Source organism: Aquabacter cavernae, assembly GCF_003993795.1.
Classification (GTDB): Bacteria; Pseudomonadota; Alphaproteobacteria; order Rhizobiales; family Xanthobacteraceae; genus Aquabacter; species Aquabacter cavernae.
Genome location: NZ_RWKV01000015.1, coordinates 435,921 through 459,639, shown reverse-complemented (window position 1 = coordinate 459,639; position 23,719 = coordinate 435,921). Strand labels below are relative to the sequence as shown.

Annotated in this window: 4 protein-coding genes; 3 read left to right on the top strand and 1 reads right to left on the bottom strand. The window is 66.7% G+C overall.

Annotation, left to right across the window (positions count from 1 at the left end):
- The first annotated feature begins 717 nt into the window (after positions 1 to 717).
- The 3 genes from EJJ38_RS15360 to EJJ38_RS15350 all read left to right on the top strand — a co-directional run bounded on the left by EJJ38_RS15360 (position 718) and on the right by EJJ38_RS15350 (position 10,537).
- Positions 718 to 1,725 (top strand): helix-turn-helix domain-containing protein, encoded by a 1,008-nt coding sequence (locus tag EJJ38_RS15360; protein ID WP_127090990.1) that lies wholly within the window; start codon positions 718 to 720, stop codon positions 1,723 to 1,725.
- A gap of 546 nt (positions 1,726 to 2,271) precedes the next feature.
- Positions 2,272 to 9,942, top strand: coding sequence for an autotransporter domain-containing protein (locus EJJ38_RS15355; RefSeq protein WP_164738526.1), 7,671 nt, complete (start codon positions 2,272 to 2,274; stop codon positions 9,940 to 9,942).
- Positions 9,943 to 10,213: 271 nt separating this feature from the next.
- On the top strand, positions 10,214 to 10,537 hold the full coding sequence (locus tag EJJ38_RS15350) for a Dabb family protein (protein WP_127090988.1): 324 nt from the start codon (positions 10,214 to 10,216) through the stop codon (positions 10,535 to 10,537).
- A gap of 151 nt (positions 10,538 to 10,688) precedes the next feature.
- Here EJJ38_RS15350 and EJJ38_RS15345 read toward each other — a convergent pair whose 3' ends face one another.
- Entirely contained in the window at positions 10,689 to 23,654 is a 12,966-nt protein-coding gene (locus EJJ38_RS15345; protein ID WP_127090987.1) for a DUF4114 domain-containing protein, read from the bottom strand.
- Positions 23,655 to 23,719: the final 65 nt, after the last annotated feature.

Sequence of the window (23,719 nt, the reverse complement as noted above, 5' to 3'; positions counted from 1 at the left end):
CCGCAGGAAGGGCGCAAAATTAAGGATTGAGTTGGGGGGCTGTCCGCTGTGGCGGCGGGCGGGGGGATTGAATGAGCATCATGCGCAATGGCCGTGCCGGCAGGGTGCACTTGAGCATTTCCGAGCGAAGTGTGAAGCGGTTCGCGTGAAGGAAATGCGCAAAAACAAAGAGATAGACTGTTTCAGCGTTTCCGTGAAAAGCTGAAACACTTTGGCTGGCCGCAGTGTCCCTGATTGCAACCGTCGCGAGCCTGGCATCGCCCACCATAGTGCACGCGGCGTGTACGGTTGAGGGCCGTTCGCGCGAACCGTCCTGAGCTTCGGACCGAACTGCCGTGAGAGGGACGAGGGAAGTCATCCCATGCCTTTGAAATATATGATTTATTTCAAAGGCCTGTGCCGCGTGTATTTTGTCTTCCACACGTCTTTCCCGATAGACCGGGTGGTTGTTCGTCGCCTATGATCCATAGGGGCCGTATGGTGCCGCCAAGGTTAAAGGCGGCGATGTTTCCGTAAGGCATAGTTCAAGACGTTTTTTGTGATCCGGGCCTTCGGAAAAGCGCCCTCAGCGCTTCGTTGCACGCCCAGTGGGTACTGTACTTCCATCCCTCGCAGGCGGTTTCATCACGGCTGAAGATAATAATTCTTTGATTGGGGAGCAGAGATAGTGTTGGCCGAGAATTGCAGCCGCGTAAGAGCGGCGCGGGCGCTTTGAGCATGCGGAAAGGGGATCCGGCATTGCACGCGCTGGCGTTTGGCAACCGGAGCAAGGTCTATTCCAAATCCCTTGTCCGCATGCAGGAGCAGGTCCAGCAGATGCTCGGCTGGAGCGCCGAGTATGATGCGTTGGGGGATCCGTCCGCTTTCGCCATCCAGCGCTCCGCCGCGACCATCAACGGGCTGCGCCTGGGCTGCATCGCCCACACGCCCATCCGCACGCGGGTGGATGCCAATGAGCTATCCTTTTTCATGCCCATTGACGGGGCGCCCATCAAATCGACCGTGAATACGGAGCCCGTCCGATGCGATGTCATGGAGACGGCCCTCCTGGCTCCGGAAGGGGAGAGGATCGGCACGGGTGGTCACCGCTCCGTCCTCGTGGCCGGCCTCGACAAGCGCCGCCTGCTGGAGACGGCCAAGGTCATGCTGGCGCAGGATGAGGCGAGGCTTGATTTCAATCGTCCCGTTTCCCTGCAACTGGTCGCGGGCGGCGTGAATTTCGACCTCCTCCTGCGAGGCGCCTGCAAGGCCTTGGACGCCTGCAATCTTTCCGGCGAGGCGGCGGAAAAGCTGGCCATCGATGATGTCTTCTACCGCGCCATCTGCGGCATGCTGCTTGGTGAAAAGCTATTCGGAGAGAAGGAGGGCAAGCGCTCTTCCGTCATCGGCGACAAGCGCCTGGAGCGCGCCTGCGAATATGTCATGGCCAATCTGAGCCGGCGGATCACCCTGACGGATCTCGAAGTCGTCAGTGGCCAGTCGGCCCGTAGCCTTCAATACAGCTTTCAGAAGCAGTTCGGCTGCCCGCCTCTGGTCTGGATCCGCAATGAGCGGCTGAACGCGGCGCGCGATCTGCTCATGACGCGGGGGGCGGAGAGCAGCGTGACCGCTGTCGCCTTGATGTTCGGCTTCTCCAATCTCGGTGACTTTTCCAGGCTCTACCGGGAGAAGTTCGGCGAATACCCTTCCGAGACTTTGGCCGCCACCCGCGCCCGGCAGGGGTAAGCAATCATACGGGCTTTACGCCTGCGTGGCAGAAGCGCAACGGCGCGGAAATTATCCGGGTGCGTTTCGTAAATCGGATAGCCTTTGCGCAATTACGGTAGACCTTCCAGGGGTCCCATCCCACGCTCCGCCGGTTCGCCCAGATCACGGGCGACGAATCCTGGGCTTTGACTGAGCGGGGCAGGATGCGGAGCGGGTTAGGCGATGGTGGCCGGCTGGGTGGCTTGTTCCCGGCGTTTCTGCGCGCTCCGGCGTCCGTTTTTCCATCAATGCTTCGTCTTCGGCGCGCAGCAGTCGCGGGCCGTCTTCCACCATGGCGTCGGACGCGCATGTCCCGTGCCGGGCCAGCCGGTTCCGGTCGGCCGAATGTCCGATCCTGACGGATTGGATTCGAGAGTTTTTGAACGGAATTTAGTGGCAGGGAGGGGGCTCCCGCCACATCAGTGATAGGGGCGGGGAATGGGTGTGATGAAGAATTCCGGCGCGGGTCGGGCTCGCCGTTGGCAGTTGCTGGCCGGGGTTTCGTTCATCGCGACCGCTGCGAGCTTGAGCAGCCCGACCAAGGTCGAGGCCGCGTGCCTCAATACGACCGGAGCGACCATCAGCGCGGCCGTCACCTGCTTCAACTGGATCGGCAATTCAAACCTGCTCATCCAGAGCACGGGCACTCTCACCGGCGGCGTGACGGGCGCAAATGTGGTGGGCGTTCTGTCCAGCGCCAATCCCGGCGTGCTCACCAATGCCGGTACCATCCAAGCGGCTGGAACCATCACGTCCGGTACCAACGCCGCCATCGCGGGTGTCCTGATTTCCAGCGGTGCGATCACGTTCGAAAATACCGGCTTGGTTTCCGTGAACGGCACGCTGGATGCGGGCGACGTGTTCAACCTTGTCGCCGGCCTTGCGAATTTTGGAGGCTCGGTCGCGACCTTCACCAATACCGGCATCATCGAAGCGGTCGGCGACAAGATCAATGACGACGTCACCCCCCAGATAAACGGCATCTACAATGCCGGAGTGATCGGGACGTTGGAAAATTCCGGGAGCGGATTGATCCTGTCCAACTCGACCATGATGGGGTCGAGCAATACCGCCATTCTCAATGCCGTCGGCGGCACCATCACGACGCTGAACAACAGCGCTACCATTCAGGGCCGGACGGCCATCGGCAACTGGGGCACCATCGGCGGCCTGACCAATTCGGGGACGATCTCCGGCGGCTATGCCGGCATTTTCCTTGGCGCTGCGACCCCGAGCACCGGCGGCAGGATCGCTACGCTGGCCAATGCGGCGAGCAGCACCATCGAAGGGTCTGATGTCGGCATTCTCGTTGGGGCTGATGCAGCCATCGGCACGATCACCAACGAAGGCACCATCCGCGGTGATGTCGGTATCCTGACCCCCGGCGCCATCAGCGTATTGACCAATGACGGCCTGATCGAGACCGACGAGTATATGGCGATCTCTGCCATAGGCTCCATCGGTGTTCTGACCAACAACAGGACCATACTGGCGGAGAGCCATGCCGCCGGCGTGGTGGTGGCCGGAACCGGCGTGATCACCAGCTTTTTCAATGCCGTGGACGCGACCATCAATTCCACGGAAGGCACGGCCATCAACGTGGCCTCGGGTGGGTCGATCGGCACGCTGACCAACAATGGCGCAGTGCTCGGTTATGAAGTGGCCGTACAGAATGCGGGGTCCATCGGTTCCATATCCAATGGGGCGACCGGTACCATCGGCGGCACCTCCTCCTACGGCGTTCATATCGGCATCGACAATTCCGGCACGATCACCTCGCTCTACAATGCCGGCACGATTTTCGGCGACACCGGCATTCGCACGTCGGGCCTCATCGGCGCGTTGACCAATGAGGGGACCATCCGCACCGACGACACGACCAACGCCATTCTCGTGACGATAGGTGGCAGCATCACCACCCTGGTGAACGCTGCGGGTGCCCGGATCTATTCCGGTGAAGGCACGGCGATGGAGGTCTCTTCGGAGGCCAGCATCGGAACGCTCACCAATCACGGCTCCATCACAGGCGATAAGATCGGCATCCTCGTTGCCCGGAACACCTCCGCCACGGAGTTAGGCACCATCGGATCGCTGACGAATTCCGGCACCATCCAGGGCGATACACTCGGAATTCAGAACGCCGGTACCATCACCTCGCTGAACAATTCCGGAACCATCTTCGGTACCGATGGCGGCGTGTTCAATCTCGGCACGCAATCCACCATCACGGAACTGATCAATAGCGGCCACATCATCGGCCAACAGGATGATGGCATTGCCACGCAAGGCACTATCGGCACGCTCACCAACCTTGCGGGCGGAACGATCTCGGGTGGCCAGGGCGCGGGCGTGGTGGTTGGTTTCAACACGATCGTCCCCAATCCGACACCGCTCGCCACAGTCGGTCTGTTCACGAACAATGGTCTCGTAAACAGCACCGGAGAAGTGGGCGTTCTTATCTATGGCGTTGTCGGGACCCTGAATAATAGCGGGCAGATTTACGGCCCCTCGACAGGTCTTAGCGTAAGGACGGGTGGCAGCATTGGTCAGTTGACCAATAGCGGGACCATCAATGGCGCCAGCAGTTCCGGCTTATATGTCCAGGGCTCCATCGGAACGCTCACGAACAGCGGGACGATCATGAGCGAGGATGGGGACGGCATCGGCGTGCGCGGTGTCATCACCCAGCTGTCCAACACGGGAACGATCATCGGTGATGCCGATGGCATCGATCAGCGAGGGACAATCGGCTCGCTGAGCAATGAGGGGCTGATCACAGGCGGCAACTACGGAATTCAAAACAGCGGAACTCTGAGTGCCCTGACCAATAGCGGGACCATCCAGAGCGCCGTCGCCATCAATAATAGCGGCTCGTTCGGGCCGATCACCAATAGCGGGCTGATCGCGGGTAGCATCGTCAACGCCTCGGCAAATACCCTCACCATTAGCGGCGGAACGGGCAGCACGTTCGGCACCCTGACCGGGGTGAGCGGCGGCATCGGGGTTGCCGACAGGGGCTCCATCCAGAGCACCCAGTCCGGCCTTGTGTTCGCCGCGGGCAACATCCTGCTGAACGACAATATCGACGCCACGGGACAGACCGTCACCAATTCCGGCGCCACCGTCCGCCTCGCCAACAATGTGGGTCTGACCGGCGCCTATAGTCAGACCGGGGGGCTCCTCGATCTCAACGGAAAGACGCTGACGGGCACCGGGAACGGCACGATCTCGGGCGGCACGATCTCCGCCGGCCTGCTCTCGCTGACCGGCTCCCTCCTTCAGATCGATGGTGCCCTCAACACGTCGGCGAGTGTTGGAGCGTTTTCGCAGTTCGGCGGCTCGATCGGCGGCAGCGGCACCACCATCACCTCCACCGCGTTCACTCTCAACGCAGGCGGGACCATCGGCGCTGTCTTGGCCGGGACGGGTGACCTGAGCAAGGGCGGCGCGTCAACGCTGACCCTCGCCGGCAGCAATACCTATAGCGGCCGAACCTTCCTGAATGGCGGCGTGCTCGCCATCACCAATGCGTCCGCGCTGGGCACGACGGCGGGCGACACCAATGTGAATCCCGGGACCACGCTGCAGATCGGCGGCGGCATCGCGGTGGGCGCGGAGACGCTCAATATCGGCGCGCAAGGCGCCGCCGGCAGCGACGGTGCGCTCGTTGTCACGGGCGGCGACAATAGCTGGGCCGGCACGGTCATCTTCGGCGGCGGTGTCACCAAGATCGCCGTGAATGGCGGCAGCCTGACCTTCTCGAATTTGCTTCAGCAGGTTGTGGCTGCCCCCGGAACCTATTCCAACCTTCAGTTGGTCGGTAGCGGCCGGCTGATCCTGACCGGCGACGACAGCAGCTCGGCTGCCCCGATTGCGGGGGCGGGTTCCGTGACGGGTGCGACGCTGGTGGTGAATGGCCATTTCGGCGCGTCCGGGAGTTCGCTGGCCATCGGCGGCGGCGGCACTCTTGCCGGAACGGGAACCTTCGGGGGCAGCGTGACCGTCAGCGACGGCACCATCGCGCCGGGCAACAGCCCGGGCATGCTGACCATTCGGGGCGATCTGACGCTGCAGTCGAACGCGGTCCTGAGCTTCGAGCTGGGACAGGCGGGTACGCCCGGAGGTGCGTTGAACGACCTTCTTGTGGTGGGCGGCGATCTGGTTCTGGGCGGCACGTTGAATGTCACCCAGTCCACCGGGGGGACCTACGGTGTCGGCGTCTACCGCCTTATCGATTACACCGGGGATCTCACCAATAACGGTCTGGCGCTCGGCTCCATGCCGGCCGGCTCGGTCAACATCGTGCAGACCGCGGTGGCCAATCAGGTGAACCTGATCAATACCGGCGGCCTCACGGTGAACTACTGGGACGGCAACGGCCCGAAGAATAACGGCGTGGTGAACGGCGGCAGCGGCACCTGGATCGCGGCCATCACCGGCCCGGATTTCGACAATTGGACCACCGCCAACGGCCAGATCAATGGCCCCTGGAGCGCTGCGTCCTTCGCCATTTTCCAGGCCGTGCCTGGCACGGTGACCGTGGATACCGAAGTCGGTGCGGTCACGGCGGCCGGCATGCAGTTCGCGGTGAACGGCTATGTGGTGACCGGCGGCACGCTCACCCTCGCGCCCCCGTCAGGCCCCGCGACAATCCGCGTTGGCGACGGGACCAATGCCGGCTCCAGCTATATCGCCACCATCGCTTCGGTGCTCGCAGGCGCGGGCGGGATCGCCAAGACGGATCTGGGAACCCTCATCCTGTCCGGGAACAACACCTATTCGGGCCCGACCAATGTTGAGGGCGGCACGCTGCGCCTCGTCGGCGGGCAGTCCATTCCCGATGCCAGCGCCGTGACCCTGTCCGCAAACGCGGCCCTCGAACTGATGAGCGCCGAGACCATCGGCTCACTCGCCGGTGCCGGCGGCACCGTCAGTCTCGGCGGAACCCTCACCACCGGCGGCAACGGCGCCAACACCACGTTCGCGGGAAGCCTCGTGGGCGCGGGTGGCCTGACCAAGACGGGCTCGGGCGCGCAGACGCTGACCGGCACCAGCAATTATACCGGCCTCACCACCGTGGCGGCCGGAACGCTGGTGGTGGACGGCGCGCTCACAGGCAGCGCGGTCACCGTGCAGAACGGCGCCACCCTGTCAGGCGCCGGCAGCATCTCCCAGGCGGTGAGCGTGCTCAGCGGCGGCACGCTCTCGGGCGGCCAGAGCGGCGGGCTCACCATGGGCAGTCTCACCATGGGCGAGGGGGCGAACATGAACGTGTCGCTCGGCGCGCCCGGCGGCTCCGGCGTGTTCAACGTCAATGGCGACCTTACCCTGGCGGGCAGCCTGAACGTCTCGGCCACCGCGGGCTTCGGCATCGGCATCTACCGCGTCGCCAATTATAGCGGCACCCTGACGGACAACGGCTTCGCCTTGGGCAGCATTCCGACGGGTTATGAGGGCGGCATCCAGACCTCCATCGCCAACCAGGTCAACCTGTTCGTCGATGACCCCAACACCCCCATCTCGTTCTGGAACGGCACCACCACCAGCCCCACCTTCACGGTAGAGGGCGGGTCCGGCACCTGGCTCGCGACCAGCGAGACCAACTGGACCAATGCCTACGGCTTCGTCTCCCGGCCCTGGAACAGCGGGTTCGCCATCTTCCAGGGGCAGGCGGGCACGGTCACCGTGAGCAGCGCCAACGGCCAGGTCTCGGCCATGGGCATGCAGTTCGTGGAAACCGGCTACACGGTGACCGGCGCGAGCATTCTGCTCACCTCGTCCGGCTCCGGCCCGGCCATCATCCGCGTTGGCGACGGCACGGCGGCGGGGGCGGCCACCACGGCCACCATCGCGGCCTCCCTCGGCGGCAGCGTCGGCCTGGAAAAGGCGGATTTGGGTACCCTCGTTCTGACCGGCGCGAACACCTATACGGGCGGCACAACCATTTCCGGCGGCACGCTCCAACTGGGCGATGGCGGGACGATGGGAACCGTCCTCGGCGATGTGGTGAACAACGGGGTCCTGGCGTTCAACCTGTTTGGCGAGACCAGCTTCGGCGGGACGGTTTCCGGCTCCGGCTCCATCGTGCAGGCCGGCAGCGGCACGCTCAGCCTCACGGGGAACAACAGCTTCTCCGGCGGCACCACCATCTCGCGCGGCACCCTGCGCCTCACCGGGGTGCAGCCGCTGGGCACGGGCGGGATCACGCTCAACACGGCGGGCACGCTGCGGGCGAGCGACACCTTCGCCTATGGCGGCGGGATCTCCCTGGTGCGGACCGGGGATGCGCCGAGCGCCGCCATTGAGGTGGACCCGCAGGAGGTGCTCACCCTCTCGGGCGTCATCTCCGGCGCGTACGGCTTCTCCAAGACCGGCACGGGTACGCTGATCCTCACAGGGTCGAACACCTATACCGGCCTGACGACGATCTCGGCCGGCACGCTTCAGCTGGGTGACGGCGGCACGACGGGCTCCATTTCCGGCGACGTGCTGAACAACGCCAACCTCATCTTCAACCGCTCCGACACCTACGCCTTCACCGGTGCCATCACCGGCACGGGCTTCGTCACCTTCACCGGCGGCGGCACGGTGCTTTTCTCCTCGCCCTATCAGGGGCCGGTTGCGGTGGACAATGCCACGGTGCGCCTCCAGGCGGGCTCCACCACGGCCTCGCCCTTCACGGTCTATGCGGACGGCATCCTGGGCGGCACGGCGACCATCGGCGCGCTGACCGTCAATTCCGGGGGCATGGTGGCGCCGGGCTATTCGCCGGGCACGCTCACGGTCTCCGGACCCGTCACCTTCAATAGCGGGGCGGTCTACCAGGTGGACGTGACGCCGGACCTCCAGCACGATCTGATCCTGGCGAGCGGGGCGGTGACGCTCTCCTCCGGCGCCAATGTTCAGGTGGCGGCGGTGCCGGGACGTTATCCGGTGCAGACCACCATTCCGATCATCACCACCACGGACACGGTGACCGGGACCTTCGGCGGCGTGACCTCGGATTACGCCTTCCTCGATCCCTTCCTCACCTATGACGCGCAGAACGTCTATCTGACGCTGGTCTACACCAACACCGACTTCACGGCTTACGCGCAGACGGTGAACCAGCTGAACACCGCCGTGGGCGCCCAGGCGCTCGGCTTCGGAAACCCCGTGTTCGATGCTGTGGTGCAGCTCTCCCAGGGCGCGGTGCCGACGGCGCTGAACCAGCTCTCCGGCGAGATCTACCCGTCCGTGAACACGGTGATCCTCCAGGAGGCGGTGTATCTGCGGGAAGCGGTGACGGGTCGCCTGCGCCAGTCCGAAGGCGCGCCGGGCGCGGCCGGTGGTCCGGCCACGGCAGCCCTTGCCCAGGGCCTCACGCCCACCTTGTGGGCGCAGGGCTATGGCGGCTGGGGCAATGCCTTCGGCAACGGCAACGCCGCCTCCATCTCCAGCTCCGTGGGCGGCTTCTTCGCCGGTCTCGACGTGGGCGTCACGGAGAATGTGCGGGCCGGTATCGTCGCCGGCTTCAGCCAGACCCAGTTCGACGTGGATGCCCGCAACTCCTCGGGCTCCATGGATAATTACGACATCGGCCTCTATGCGGGCGGCCAGTTCGGGGCCTTCGCCCTGCGCGGCGGCGTCTCCTATACGTGGCACGACGTGTCGGTGGGCCGCTCGGTCCTGTTCCCCGGCTTCTCGGGAGCGACGGACGGCGGCTACACGGTGGGCACCACGCAGGTGTTCGGCGAAGCGGCCTATGACTTCAACATCGGGTCCTACGCCTTCGAGCCGTTCCTGGGCCTCGCCTATCTGAACGTGTCCGGCGGCTCGCTGTCGGAAGGGGGCTTCGCGGCCAATGGTGCGGCGCTGTCGGTGAATCTGGAGGCGCAGAACACGGTCTACACGACGCTGGGCATCCGGGCGGCCACCACCTTCACGGTGAACGGGCGCGCACTGACGCCCAGCGTAACGCTGGGCTGGCAGCATGCCTTCGGCGACACGACGCCGTCGGCGACCATGCTGTTCCTGGGCGGCAGCACGCCGTTCAACGTGCAGGGTGTTCCCATCGCGGAGGATACGGCGGTGGTGGGCGCGGGGCTGTCCTACGCCCTCTCCGACCTCGCGACGCTGCAGGTGAACTACACCGGCCAGATCGCCTCCGAAGCCAGCCAGAACGCCTTCACAGCACAGTTCTCGCTCAAGTTCTGAGGGGGGACCCTCAGCAACCGAAAGGCCGCCGGATATCCATCCGGCGGCCTTTGTCGTTCTGGAGCGTCTCCGGCACGGTGCGCCGCCAGCCACCGGCCTGGACGTGCAGAGACGCAGGGCTTTGGCCGGGTACCCATGAAGGATGCTCCGGACGTGGTCCACCGCTGGCCATGACGCGGCCATGATAGGCACGGCGAGCCCGTCCTTCCGCGAGCCCTGTCGGTCATGTGACGGAGCGCGCATGATGCACGCCTGACCGATCCTCTCAGCCATGGCCCCCAAGATGATCACGCATGTGGTTCTGCTTCGCTTTCCTGCCATCACCCCGCAGGCGCGCATCCGTGAATTGACGGAGCCCTTCCTCCGGCTCCCCGAACGCATTCCCGGTCTTGTCGCCGTGAGCGTCGGACCCAATACCAGCCCCGAAGGACTGGACGCCGGCTATCGCCACGGGCTGATCATGCGCTTCGTCACCGCCGCGGATCGGGACGTCTACCTCACCCATCCCGCGCATGTGGCTGTCGCCGCACCACTGGTTGCCGCGCTGGAGCGCGGGACAGACGATGTGGTGGTGTTCGATATGGAGACTGACTAGCGTCGTGTGTCGGCGGAGAGGCTGCATGTCACAGTGCTCAGCCAATTGATGGGCGATGTCGATGCGAGGGCTCCCCGCTCAGGACGACACGGGGAGCGCATATCTTATTGAAATAACCGTGTGATTTCTCGGCGGGGCCAGCTCGCCTCCCTCACACCGCCGTCAATTGTCCGGAAACGGGCGTCAGCCGCATGACCATGTCGTTATAGTCGAAGTCGGATCCCTGATCGTAAGCGAGGTCCTCGAAGCCGAAAGTGTTCTCGCCGAACATCCGGATATAGTCCAATCCCCCGGCATTCGCGGTGCCGACCACGAACGTATGGCCGGACGGGGTCATCAGGACCGGGGCGTAATAGCCCGTGGTGCCGGAAACGGTCCATGTGGTGGTGTCGCTGAAGGAGCCGCCATGGGCCGCGGCGAAGCCGCCGTCCAACTCAGCGATGACCGCGCGGTGGAAGGCATCGGTGTCGGCATAAGCCTCCCCACCCACGCTCCAGGCTCCGGTGGCCGCGTCCACATCGATCTGCACGAAGCCCAGTGTGTTGGTGTTGGCGGAACTGCCTACCAGTTCCACGTTCAGGGTATCGCCCTGTTGCAGGAACAGCAGCGGCTGGCCGCTATCCCGCTGGAATTCGGCGAGTTCCGCGCTGTCGGACAGCAGGTTGTTGGTGATCGCGTGGACGCGCAGTCCCGCCACATCCAGCTGCAAGGAGCCATCGGTGTGCGCAAGGATCTCCACATCCGGCGACCGATCCACCACGCCGCTGCCATTGAGAACCGCGAAGCGCAGTTGCTCGCCCGCGCTCAGGTAGACGGACTGGCGGCCAAGGAGGATGTGGTTGCCGTGATCGTCCGAGACGACACCGATCGTGGCGAGGGTGGCCATATCCAGGATGACATCGGCGCCGGCGGCGTGGCTGGCGCGGTTCACGAGGTTGCCGGCCGCATCCACGGCGTAGACCAGCAGGGTCGCGCCCGCCGGAAGCAGCGAGTCCAGGGCTTCGAACCTCACCCAGTGGCCGGGGACGGAGTAAGAGGGATCGAACAGGAGTTCGATGCCATCCCCGTCCAGGGTCGCCTGCAAGGAGATGCCGGCGTCCACATGGCCCGTGGGGTAGAGCGACCCGACCCTGGAAAGATTGTCGGTGACCAATTGGTCCAGGGCTGCGCCGGTATGGGCGGCCATGGCCGCATCGAGTGCGCCCGCATCCTCTCCCGCCGCCCTGATCGCCGCCGCCGCTGTGCCCTGGGTGTCGATGTTGATGGCGAACACGGTCCTGAGGAATGTGGCCGCATCCATCTGGGCGGACACGGCCTGGGCCGCCAGCGCGTTGGACGCTGCGGCGAGGGCCACCACGGCGGCGCTTGCGGCGGCTCCGATGCCCGCTTCGGCGGCGAGGTTGCGCAGCGTATCGGCGTTGGTGAGATCGAGACCGGCGCCGGCGGCGATCCGCCCCGCCATGAGGCCGGCCGGGTCGGCGGCGCCGGCGGCCTGCAACAGGGTCATGGTGTTGAGGACCATGGAATTGGCCGCCAGCACCGTCCTGGCGTCGGCATCGCCCGCGAGCGTTTCCGCGACCGGATCGAAGCGCATCAGGTCGATGTCGGAGGCAAGGCCGAGCGCAGTGGAGAGGGTCGTCTCGGCGGCGATGGGATTGGAATCTCCCGGCGTCGCGATCTCGGAAATGAGCGTGGTGAGAGGGGTGAGAACCGTGGAGCCCGCCGGCGCCGTCAGGATGCCGGTGAAGGCGAGGCCCGTGGCCGTGTCGATGCCGCCCGTCAGGGTGATCCGGCCGACCGGGTTGACGAGCGTGTAGCCTCCGCTCGCATTGGCTGTGGCGCTGACTTCTCCGGCATCCTGGACGCCATTGAGGTTCCTGTCGGCGAAGACTGTCGCGCCTTGGATATAGCCGTCGATGCCGAAGATGTTGCGCACGAAATCGAGGATGTCATCGCCGGTATCGGCGAGATAAGCGACGCCGGACACGACATCATCGAGCACCATTTCCAGGCCGGATCCGAGCTGGTGTAGAGCGGAATTGATCGTGTCGGAGTATTCGATCAGGTTTTCCGCGATGATTCCCACATAGACGTTTGATCGGAACAATTCGACGAAATGGTTTCCCAGTCGCGTGATGTCGTAGTGGAGGGCGTCCACGTCCCCGGTCGCGAGGTCGCCGAGGAAGAATCCGAGGCTCTCCACCAGATCCGCCGCGATATAGAGGTCGAAACCGGTGGTAATCTTGTAATAGTCGCGCACCAGCTCGCCGGAGGCGGACAGGATGCCCGCCATGTCGCCGTTTTTCACCGCATTGCCGAAATCCAGCAGGTTGGGCAGCGCCGCGCTGGCATTGTCCACCGCTGCCTGACCGCTATCGAACATGGTCGCGCTGATGAGGCCCGCGCTCGCGCCGGCGATCTGGAAGGCGCCTCGCAATGTATCGGTCATGCCCTCGCCCAGGGCGCCGGAGACGGCATTCTGGGACAGGCCCCAGAGGGCGAGTTTCGAGCCGATGGATGCGGCCGTGAGCGTCAGGCCGCTGATCCCCAGGAGATTCTCGGCGAGCGAGCCGGACACCGAGCCGGAATCCAGCGCTGCCGCCAGCCGGATATAGCCTTGGACGCTCCGGGGATCAGTGGCGATGTCGTCGTGGATGACGCCGAGGACATTCTGCATCCCCTGCGTCTTTGAATAGCCCGTCGATAGCAGCTGATAGAGCTTGTCCTGGGTCGTTTGATGCCCGGATGACTGCGGGTTGGAGAGATGGGCAATGTCGCTCAGGAGGTCGCTGGCATGGGCGGACAAGTATCCATGTGTGATGTAGTCCTGCACGGATACAAGAAGCTGCTGGCGGCCAAAGGAACTGCTGGGAAGCGATAGCAGTGCGCCGAACCCGGCGACCATGTCGTCCGCATACGTGGACGACAGCAATTGGGCCCGCAGGTTGGACGCCACAAGGGCCCCGTTGACGGGGTTCGTCCGTCCGACGCCCGCACTGTCGCTGATGAACAACCGGGCGAGGGTGATCTGGCGTTCCAGCTCGGGGTCTGAATCGCTGCTGGCCGTCCGTGCGAGATCGGCCTGCTCCTCCAGGAGGGCGAGCGCGGCCGGGAGATCAACGGTCCAGAAATTCGGATTGGAGCGATCGGTCAGGTAATCGACCACGCCGATCGCCGTCTGTCCGTAGAACACGCGCTGGCCCAGTGCCGCCTGGGCTTCCGCCTTGACGGCGGCGCTGGTGTCCGGCGCCTCGATCAGATGGCCAAGCGCGCGTTCGAGACCGAGCGAGACCCGGTCGAGGGGGCCAGGCACCTGATATTGCTCGCCCGGAGCGACCGTGAGGGTGGCGAAAGGCTTGAAGGCCGACACGTTCAACGGCAGGCCGGCATTGATCTGGGCCAGCAGATAGGCCTCGGCCACGAACTGGTCCGTATAGGTGTCCCGGTCATGGGCGTAGTCGGAAAGCGCGGAGGGGAAGAACCGGCTGAGGGCCGCGCTCATGGACAGCGCATTGCCGGCCGCCTGCATGTGCGCCGCGAGGTCGTGCACGAGATCGCCGCTTTCGATGCGGTCGATCAGATAGCCCCGCACCGCGTCCGCGGATGCCGTATCGCCCGGCCCGAACATGCGGCTGAGATTGAGGAGCGCCTCGTCGATGGACACGCCGCTCGCGGTCGCAAAGGCGATCAGGTCCTCTGCCGCTTCGGCGATGGTCATCAGCCCATGCGTGACCTTGAAATAGTCGAGGGCCACCTGGGCGTCGGATCCGGACAGCCATGTATCCGCCAGCAGGGGATCGCCCGGCAACCGGAACTGCGCCACGTAATCCGCCGTGAAGATGGCCTTGGTCGCCTCGTCCGGCGTGCCGGAGAGAATGGCGGCCCGAAGGGTTTCGTAATGGCCGCCGGCGGCAGCGAACGCGGCCATCTCGGCCGGGGTCAGGGCGCCGTCGTGAAGGATCTCCAGCGCTTCGGCGAGCGCCGCAGCGCTCGTCGCCACGCCGAACCGGGGGTCCCCGGCGATACTGAGGAGCACATCGATGGCGGGCGCGGCAAGGGCCGGGTCGGCAATGAGCGCATGGTGGATGGCGTCGATGCCGTCCGGCAGCGCGAGCAGGATGTCCAGGATCTGCCCATGCCCGGTCGGTCCTGACGTCGCGAGCGCGCTCAGGAAGATCGCCGCGCCCTCAGGTCCGGTCAGATGCGCATCCGAGTGGAAGGCGGCGAGATGGGACATGGCCCATGTGCCGAAGGTGCCGGCCGGATCGGAGGTCGCCGCCGCGAGCAATTGCGCCGTGACCTCCAGCGCGCCCAGCGATGTCAGCCACCCCGCCTGGATCGCGCCGGTGATCCCGTCACCCACCTCCGGCGCTCCGCCCGCCATATCGGCGACCAGCTGGGCGAGAGCGGCGCCCTGGACCGGACCACTGCCCTGGAGGGTGAGGCGCAGCAGGAATTGCGCGGCAGCTTCCGGTGCCAAAGCGAGGCCGGGAGCGATGCCTGACGGGGTCGTGCCGGACATTTCATGGACGGCGCCCACCGCAGCCGCAGCCGTGATGTGCTCGGCATTCACGAGCGCCGATATGGCGGCAACAGCGCTCCCCAGGCCCAGCTCGGACATATTCACGAGCAGGTGGATGAGCTTTCCGATGGGATCCTCGGTCTCATGGGCGAAGCGGGTCATGGCGGAGACGAAGTCCGTCGTGCTCAGGCTTGCGTTGCCCAGCAGCGCGCTCAGCTGGTCGGCGGCCGCCAGCACCGCATAGGGCCCCACCCCGTCCAGGGCGGCGAAACTCGCCAGGAGGAATGCGAACTGCGCCTCGTCGATCTGTCCGCCCGCCAGGGCCGCGTCCGCGACGGCGGCGAATTCGGCAATGGCCACGGCCGCGGCCGCCGGGTCGGTGAGGGCCGCGAGGGGAGACGCCAGGAACCGCCCCAGGTCGCGATAGGAGAATGTCGTGTCCGGCTCGAAGGCCATGCGGGTCGGCAGATTGGGCGCACCGGCGATACCGAGAATGATGGCTGCGATCTGCGCCGCGTTCCCGCCCGCCTCGCGCGCCGCCTGCAGGTCGGGCAGGATCGCATCGAGGCTGATCCGGCCCTGGTCCACGAGCGATATGACCTGACCGGCCGCGCCGTCCGACACCGAGCCCGCGGCCAGTTCGAAGATTAGCCGCCCGACCGCCTGGTCGTTGGCCTCAATGAGGAATTGCCCCAGCGTGGCGATGGCCTGATCGAGCGTGAGGGTTCCGGGCGAGAGGAGGTTCCGGGCCGCCGCCAGCGCGGCGCCATCGTGGTCGGGGTCCGCGATGACGATGGCGGCGAAGAGCCGGAGGGCGACATCGGGCGTGCCCGCCGATGCGATGGCGGCGAGCGCGGTCCCGATGGCGAGCCCGGGTCCCACGAGGGAGGCGAGTTGCGCGCCGAGCGAGAGGGTGAGCGAGAGCGCGGGAAGCTGGGGATCGTGATTGACGAGGACGGTGGCTGCGAATTGCGCGGCCTGCACGCCATCGATGACGCCGGCCGCCACCGCATTCGCGAGCGCCGATCCGTCATTTGTATAGGCTGCTGCGGCCGCTGCCGAGAGGGAGGGGTCCGCGCTGACGCCCAGCTTGATCAGGATCTGTGTTGTCTCGCCCTCCGGCAAGGACGCCCCCGAAGCGAGGACTTGCGCGACGGCCTGCCCGGCATCCACTTCGCCGGTCGCGACCAGGGCGCGGACGAGCGCGGCAATGGCGGTGGCCGCATCCGGGACCGCCGCGTCCCCGAGGTCCTTGATGGCATCGATGGCCTGCATGACCGTCGTGCCGGGCGGTTCGCTCGGGGCGAGAAGCGCCACCATGGCGGCGGCGGCGTCCTCCGTGGTGGCGCCGTTGAGCGCGGCGACGATGGCGTAGAGCCGCATGCCCTCGGCGGGGCCGACATGCTCGCTTGTTACGGCGTCGTTGATGGCGGCGAAGAGGTCCGCGCCGGCCAGGAGCGCGGACAGCTTGGTGGCGATGGCGATATCGGTGGAGGGAAGGACCGGCAGCGCGTTCAGCAGCAGGATAGCTGCCTGAGGCACGGAGAGGGTGCCTTGCGCGATGCCGGCGTCGATGCCGGTGAAGATCTGGGTGGGCGCGATCAGCCCGCGCGCGACCATGCCGGCAATGGCCTCCACTCCGGCCCCTTGCAGCCCGCTCTCATTGACGGCGACGCGGGCGATGAGGAAGGCGAGGTCCGCATAATCCCCGCTGCCGGCGGGCGACGTGGTGGACCCCGGGAGCGTGGCGTTGGCGAAGTCCACCAGGAAAGCGAGCGCGGCCGATTGGGTCACCGCGCCCTGCTGGAGCGCGGTGATGAGCGTGGCCGCGAGCGCGTGCGCCGGTGCCTGGAAGTCCAGCCGGACCGCGACTTCGGCGGCCAGCGCCGGCGCGCCGGAGGAGAGGCCGAGGACAAAGTGGATCTGCCGGGCGGTTGCGAGGTCGTCGATGACATCGCCCAGCGCCTGGGGGAGGAACGTGCCGGAGACGGTGGCCGTCGCATGCCCGGCGGCAATCTGGGCCTCGACGGTCCCGAGAGCCGCCACGGCGATCAGGATGTCCAGGGTATCGGTGACACTGGCGAGCGGCACCGCCGTGAGCGCGGCCAGGGCCTGGGCGAGGGTGAGGGAGGGCAACCCGGGGGCAAGGTCGAGCAGCCCCTGCGCGATGGCGGCGTCGGACACCACCGGGGCGGCGGGATCCCGCAGGTCCGGGTCCTGCGTCGCCGTCAGCAGGGCCAGAATGCGAACCGCATCCTCCCGCGAAACGCCGGTTCCGGCCGTCGCCACCATGGCCGCGACGATCCCGTCCGCGTCATGGCCGCGCGCGCCAAGAAAGGCGGCGATCAGCGCCCCGCCTCCCAGTTGTGCCTCAGTGGTCGCCGCCGCAAGGAGCACCTGCGCGGCGCCTGTCAGCGCATCGCTTTGCGTGATCTCGTTGGCGGAGACGAGGCCGGCCATGGCGACGGCGCCCGCATGGGTGACATCGGCCGACCCGACCTGCCCGAACATCGCCAAAGCGAGCACCGCCTGGGCGGCGGTGAGGGCAGGTCCATTGCCGACCGCGTCGGCGATATCGCCGGCGGTGGCAGCTGCCGTCGCGCCGGAGGTCAAGGTGTCGGACAGCAGGCGTGCGAGCGCCGCAGTCAGTTCGGCTGCCGGTGCCGCCGGATCGATCATTCCGGCCAGGCGGACGATCCCATTCTCAGCGGAGGCAAAGGCGTCGGCGACCTGGAGGGTCGTCGCGATCTCGCGGTCGAGCAGGGAGACAAGCGTCGCGATGATCGCCGCATCGAGGCTCGCGTCCCCGCGCGCGACGAGTTCGATCAGCATGCTCAAGCCGTGCGCGAGCGTCATCAGGCCGCCGGTCATGGCCGCCTCGACGCCCGCCACGATGCTGGCATCCGGCAAGGAAAGGAGCGTGGTGTAGAGGCTGTCCCGCAGGGCCTCCAGCCCCGCGCTCGGCGCCGATGCGAGCCGGGCATCGACCAGATCAAGGATTTCGGCCAGCAGCTTCGCGTCCGAAGGAGAGGCGAAGAAACTTGGGGCGAGCGCTCCGCTCTCCATCAAGGTTTCGAGGCTCGCCACGCTGGCGGCGACAAGGGGCGGCAGCTCCCCGGAGACCGGCGGGGTATTGGCGAACTGAGCCAGCAAGGTCGCGACCGTGGAGACCGGAAGGGTCTGGGGCGCCGCAAGCGTGGCGGCCACCAATTGTGCGGTTGCATCGCTTGCGGAAATCGCGCCGCCATTGACCAGTTGGAAGACGAGGGAGCCCGGACTGCCGGATTCCGGCGGCCCCTGCAGCGCCAGTGCTCCGAGGAACACCGCACGGGCGCTGTCCAGGGTTTCGGCCTCCACCGCCGTCAGAAGGGCCGATTGGAGCAGGAAGAAGCCGTTCCCGGGATTGCTCCCCAGATGGCCCTCGGACACCAGAGACACCAAAGCGGTGGCGATGGCGATGCTCGCGAGATCGCCGCGCCCGTCCGCAAGGGTAATCAATTGCTCGGCGGCCGCGCTGCCGGAGAGGGTGCCGGCCGCGAGGGATGCGTCGATCAACGCGATCGTCTGCATCACGTCGCCTGTCTCGCTCAGCACGGCGAACAATCGGCTGCCGATCTCCGGCACGCCGGCTGCGATGGCTGCCGGGCTCGTGTCGGACGCAACGCCCAGCAGGATGTTGAGTGCTTCGGCAAGGGTGATGACCGGGGCGGTGCCGGGGGGATCCCCGATGAAGCCCCGCAACAGCCCGTCCGAGAGCTGGCTTTCCGTCAGCGTGCCCGCCGCCAGCCATTCGCCGAGTTGAAGCCCTATGGCCGTGATGTTCGCGAGCGTTTCCCCGGCCGAGAGCGCCAGGGCCACTTGCAGGGCGACGTCGGCGGGAAAGAAACCGGGGCCGACCCACGGCCCGAGAGCGGCGACCGCTTCGGCCGGCGTCATCTCGCCATTGGCGAACAGAGCCTCCGCGATGGCGACCGTGGTCGCGACCTCGCCGGAGGAGACCGCCACGGCGGCGGCCGCGTCCATGGCCTGGACGGCGGTGATTGTGTCGGCGGCGACCGCGTCGGCGATCTCGCTCGCCAGGACAGGGAGCGTCAGCAGGACACGCAGATGGCTGATGATGGCGCCCACCGCCGCCGCGCCGCCGGCCGAGATCACGCCCAGGGTCAAGGCCAGATCCTGCTGGGGCGACACGATCCCGGTATAAGCGGGCTGATCGATCGCCATGGCCAGTTCAGCGGCCGAGAGGGACCCGCCCATATAAAGCGCGCCAATGGCGCGGCCGGCTTCCAGTTGCAGCGCTTCCCCGCCCGCGATGGCGGTGAACACCAGGATGGTGGCGGCCTGGACCTCCGTGATCCCGGTCGAACCGTCCATGGCGGACGCGATATCGGCCGCGATGGCGGCGGGCGTCAGCGTAGCCGAGGCGATCGCGACGATCTGCGCGCCGATGGCGATGAGCTGCGGCTGCGTGGCGCCCGCCGAGGCCAGGGCCAGGGCCGTGACGATGCCGTCCACGGTAAGCCCGTGGGACGACAGATAGGCGAGTTCGTCATTGACGGCCGTCGCCAGCGTTTCCGTCGCCTGGACAAAGGCGGGACCCGTGAGACCGAAAGCCTCCACCTGCGCGAGGCGTAGCAGCAGGGCCTTCTCCACCAGCGCGAACGCCTGCATGGGCGTCAGCACCTGTTGGGCCAAAGCCGCGTTCAGGCCCTCCAGGATATCGGCGGCAGTCAGGGTGCCGACGCTCGACATGGTGCCACCGGTGATGGCATCCGCGATCCCCAGGGCCGTTGCCGCGAGGATGTCCGGGGATCCCGAGCCATGGGCGATGCCCACCAGCGTTTCGATGGCGTCTTCCACCGGCCATTGCGCGGAAACGGCCAGATGGATGAGAGCGTCAGCCACATCCGCCGCGCTGAGCTTGCCGGCCTGGATCAGGCTGTCGAGAGCGGCGATGGCGGATGATCGGGACCCATCGGCATATGTGCCGAGCACGATTTCCACGGCGCCCTGCCGGCTCAGCTGGCCGAGCCCGTTGCCCATCACATCGCCGAGCGCGGCCAGGGAATACATGCGGGCCGCGATCTCGTCGCCATAGGCCAGCGTCATGCCCGTAAGCCCGCCGATCTCCGCGAGGAGGGCGGCCTTCTCGGCCCCGGACAGCAGAAGGGCTTGAGCGACGGCGTCGGCGAGGGCGGCCGGCGAGAGGGCGTTCAGGCTGGCGACCTCGATGATCGCGCCGGCGGCCGGGATGCTGTCCGATAGACGGCCGCTGAGGCCGTCGGCCAGGGCGATGATGACGTCCGTGTCCGTGACGCCACCCAGGCCGATATTGGCGATGTTCTTCAGATAGGCATGGATGAAGGGGGCATCCACATGTGAGAGCGCCACCAGCGTGTCCAGCGCCTGCTGCTGGCTGATGACCGGGCTGCCGGCCATGAGCTGCGCGCCGAGGATGGCGGTGGCCTCGCTGGCGGTGAGCCTTCCCTCGGCGAAGAGCGAGAGAAGGCCCGCCTTCGCGTCGGCAACCACAAGGGTGTTGCTGGCATTGAGGAGGGGCAGAAGCGCCTCGAACGCCGCCGCGCCCAGGCCCGGCATCTGCGCGAGCGCGTCGATGCCGGCATATCCCGCTTCGCGCCTCGCCGGATCGGCGCTGCCCGCGAGCGTCACGAAGATGGCCAGCCCGGCTTCGCTGAACCCGGCATCATCGGCGATAAGCGCGGTGAGTTCCTCAATGGCCGCCGCCCGCACCGCTTCGCTCGCGCGCGGAATGATGTCGCTGAGGATCTCGAACGCATCGGAGGCCGTGATCCTGCCTTGCGCGATCTCGGCATGGAGCTGCGCCACGCTCAGGCGTCCATCGACGATCAGGTCCGCGAACTGCCCGAGGATGACCACCGGCTGAACGGGAAGAAGCGCTTCCAACAGGGTCACGGCGGCGGCGGGCGAGAGTTCTCCCAGATCGATGGTCGCACCCAGCTGGCGCGTGAATATGGAGAGGTAGAACGGGGCGGTGCTTGCCAGTTCGACCATGGACGGGAGCGTCCCGGTCGCGGCGCTCCCACCTTCGCCATAGAGAAACAGCAGGAATTGCGAGGCGCGCTCGGCATGGATGTCGTTGCCCCCCGCGAACTGGTCCGGGAGCGCATCGAGCACGGCCTGCGCGGCTGTCGGGTCCGTGTCGAACAATGCCGCGACAAGGCTGGTGACCTGGAGCACCTGGGCGGTGGTGCCGAGCCCGGCCGTCTCGGCGAAATTCGCCGGCGTGGTCAGGAGGGTTTCGATCTCGCTCGCCAATGCGGCCAGAAGGGCCGCCGAGGCGCCGGGCACCTGAAGGGCCAACAGCCCCAGGACCATCTGCCGGGCTGAAATGACCGCGTCATCGATCAGCGCTTGAAGTGCATCTGCGATGAGGGCGCCGTCGAGACCGGCCGCCTGGAGATTGGCGAGCGCGGCGACGGCCCGGAGGGGGCTGAGCGTTCCGTTCCCGATCGCGCTCGCCACAGCCGCCACGGCGCCTTCCGGCGTGAGCGGGGTCTGCGCGACAAGGGCGGCGATCTGGTCGGCAGCGACCGCTGCGACGCTGGCCTGAGCGGCTTCCTTCTCGGCGCCGGAGAGATTTTGGCCGGCCGTCTCGACCGCCGCGAGAATGATCGCGACGGCACGATCCACCTGGGCCGGGCTCTGGAGCGCGATTGCGAAAATCTCGTCCACGAGCGCAGCGGCGACCTCGGCGGTCGCCACTGTCTGAAGGTTGATCAGAAGCGTGAAGGCCTCGTCATATCCGAGCGGAGCGCCGGGCCCACCGATCGCGGCGGCAAGCACCGCGAGGTCCGCCAGATCGTCGGAGAGAAGGGACGCGAGCCCGTTCCAGGCGGCGACCTGTCCGGTGGTGTTGGAGGCCGTCGCCAGCCCCGCCAGCAGCAGGGTCGCCTGCCCGCCGCTCAAGGCATGGGAGGCGACGGCCGCCAGGACCTCCGCCACGCTGTCCACGGCGGGCGTGTTGACCCCGAGGACGCGCACCAACTCGCGCCCGGCCAGGATTTCGCTCTTCGCGTCTGTCGTGGCGCCGGCGAACCCGATCAGGAGCGTGACGGCCTCGTCGCTTCCCCCGCTGGCATTCGCCACCACGCGGTCGCCGATGGCCGCCAGCGCGGTGGCGGCGGTCAGGGGCATGTTCTCGATGTCACGGCTGCCGGCTTCCGCCGCCAATCCCAGCGCCGCGCCGAGCGTGGCATGAACCGGCGCATCGCCCGCCGCGAGGGCGGCCTGGGCGAAAATCTTCAGCACGAGGGCGCTGGAATCGGACAGGAAGGCCCGCGCCAGATCCTCCGCAATGCTGGCGGCCGACAGGCCCGGGCTCGCATCGAGCAGGGTGGTCAGCGCCCCGGCGGCGGCGGCCATCAGCGCGTCGTTGCCCACATATTGGAACATGTTGTTCCGGAGCAGGTATTCGCCGTTCGCCCCGATGCCGAGCAGCACGGTGACGCCTGCATCGGGCGTGAGCCCGAAGCCGGTGATCGCGGCCTCGATGGCCGCGACGGCATGCGCCGCCGTCAGCGTCCCGTTCGCGACGAACCCGCGCACGCTATTTCCGACGATGTGGAGCGGATCGGTGGAGAAATGCCAGGGTATGCCGGGCGCGCTCGCGATCCCGGCCAACAGGGAGACAGCCTCCGATGCCGTGATCTGCCCGGCCAGCCGCGCCGCGTTGACCGCGGTGACGGCATCCTGCGCGCGAACCTGCGTGCCGGGGGTGGACGAGTCGAGGGAGACCAGAGGCGCCAGTTGCGCCCCGGCGACGTCGAACAGGTCCGGCTCCGCGCCGGCGATGGCGATGAGATATTGCAGGGCGCCCGGCCCGCCGCCCTGGGAGGCGAGGCTCGCAAGGGTCTGGGCCGAGGCCACCAGCGCAGCGATGGCGGCGGTGGCGTCGATCTCATCCTCAGCGACCAGGTCGATCACCTCGGCGGCGACGGCGCCCGCAGCGGCAGCGAAAGCGGCATTGCCGAGCGGGCCGCCATACAGAATTCCGACACGGCCGAGAATGTCGATGGCGTCCACGGCCGAGAGGCTGTCGCCCTGGACCTGGCCTTCAAGCACTGCGGCCACATCGGCAATGCCGAGCGGCACCGAACTCATCAGGTTGGCGATCTCGCGGGCGGGTTCTTCTCGATAGTCCCGATCGGCTGCGTCGAAAGCGGCGGCGAGTGCCTGGATGGCGAGATTGGCCTGGGCCGCATCCTGCCCGACGAGGTTCCCGAGCTTTGTCTCGACATCCCACCAGACGCTGGGGATGGGCGCCGCGAGAATGCCGGCCAGAACTCCGTAGGCATAGGCGGGTGGCGTGGCGCCGGCGGGAAATGTGCCGTTGAGGATCCCGACCAGGGTCACGCCCGCCTCGTAGGACCCGCCCTGCGAACGCGGATTATTCTCGACGAGATAGGCGATCCCCAGTGCGGCCTGGACCTGAAAGTCGAGATCGCCCGAAGCTGCCAGCGCCAGCAGTTGGTGGGTCGCATCGGCAAAGGTCAGGGGCTCCGCGAGGAACGCCTGCTTGACGGCTTCGATGGACGCATAGGGGCCGCTGGGCATCGTCTACTCCCGTGGGCGGCCCGGCGGATCATCGGCTTTTGAGTGTTCGCAACACTGTCTGAAAC

Excerpts from the sequence above, each read along its gene's own strand:
- EJJ38_RS15360 (WP_127090990.1), top strand. The coding sequence starts at position 718 with ATGCGGAAAGGGGATCCGGCATTGCACGCGCTGGCGTTTGGCAACCGG.
- EJJ38_RS15350 (WP_127090988.1), top strand. The coding sequence starts at position 10,214 with ATGGCCCCCAAGATGATCACGCATGTGGTTCTGCTTCGCTTTCCTGCC.
- EJJ38_RS15345 (WP_127090987.1), bottom strand. The coding sequence starts at position 23,654 with ATGCCCAGCGGCCCCTATGCGTCCATCGAAGCCGTCAAGCAGGCGTTC.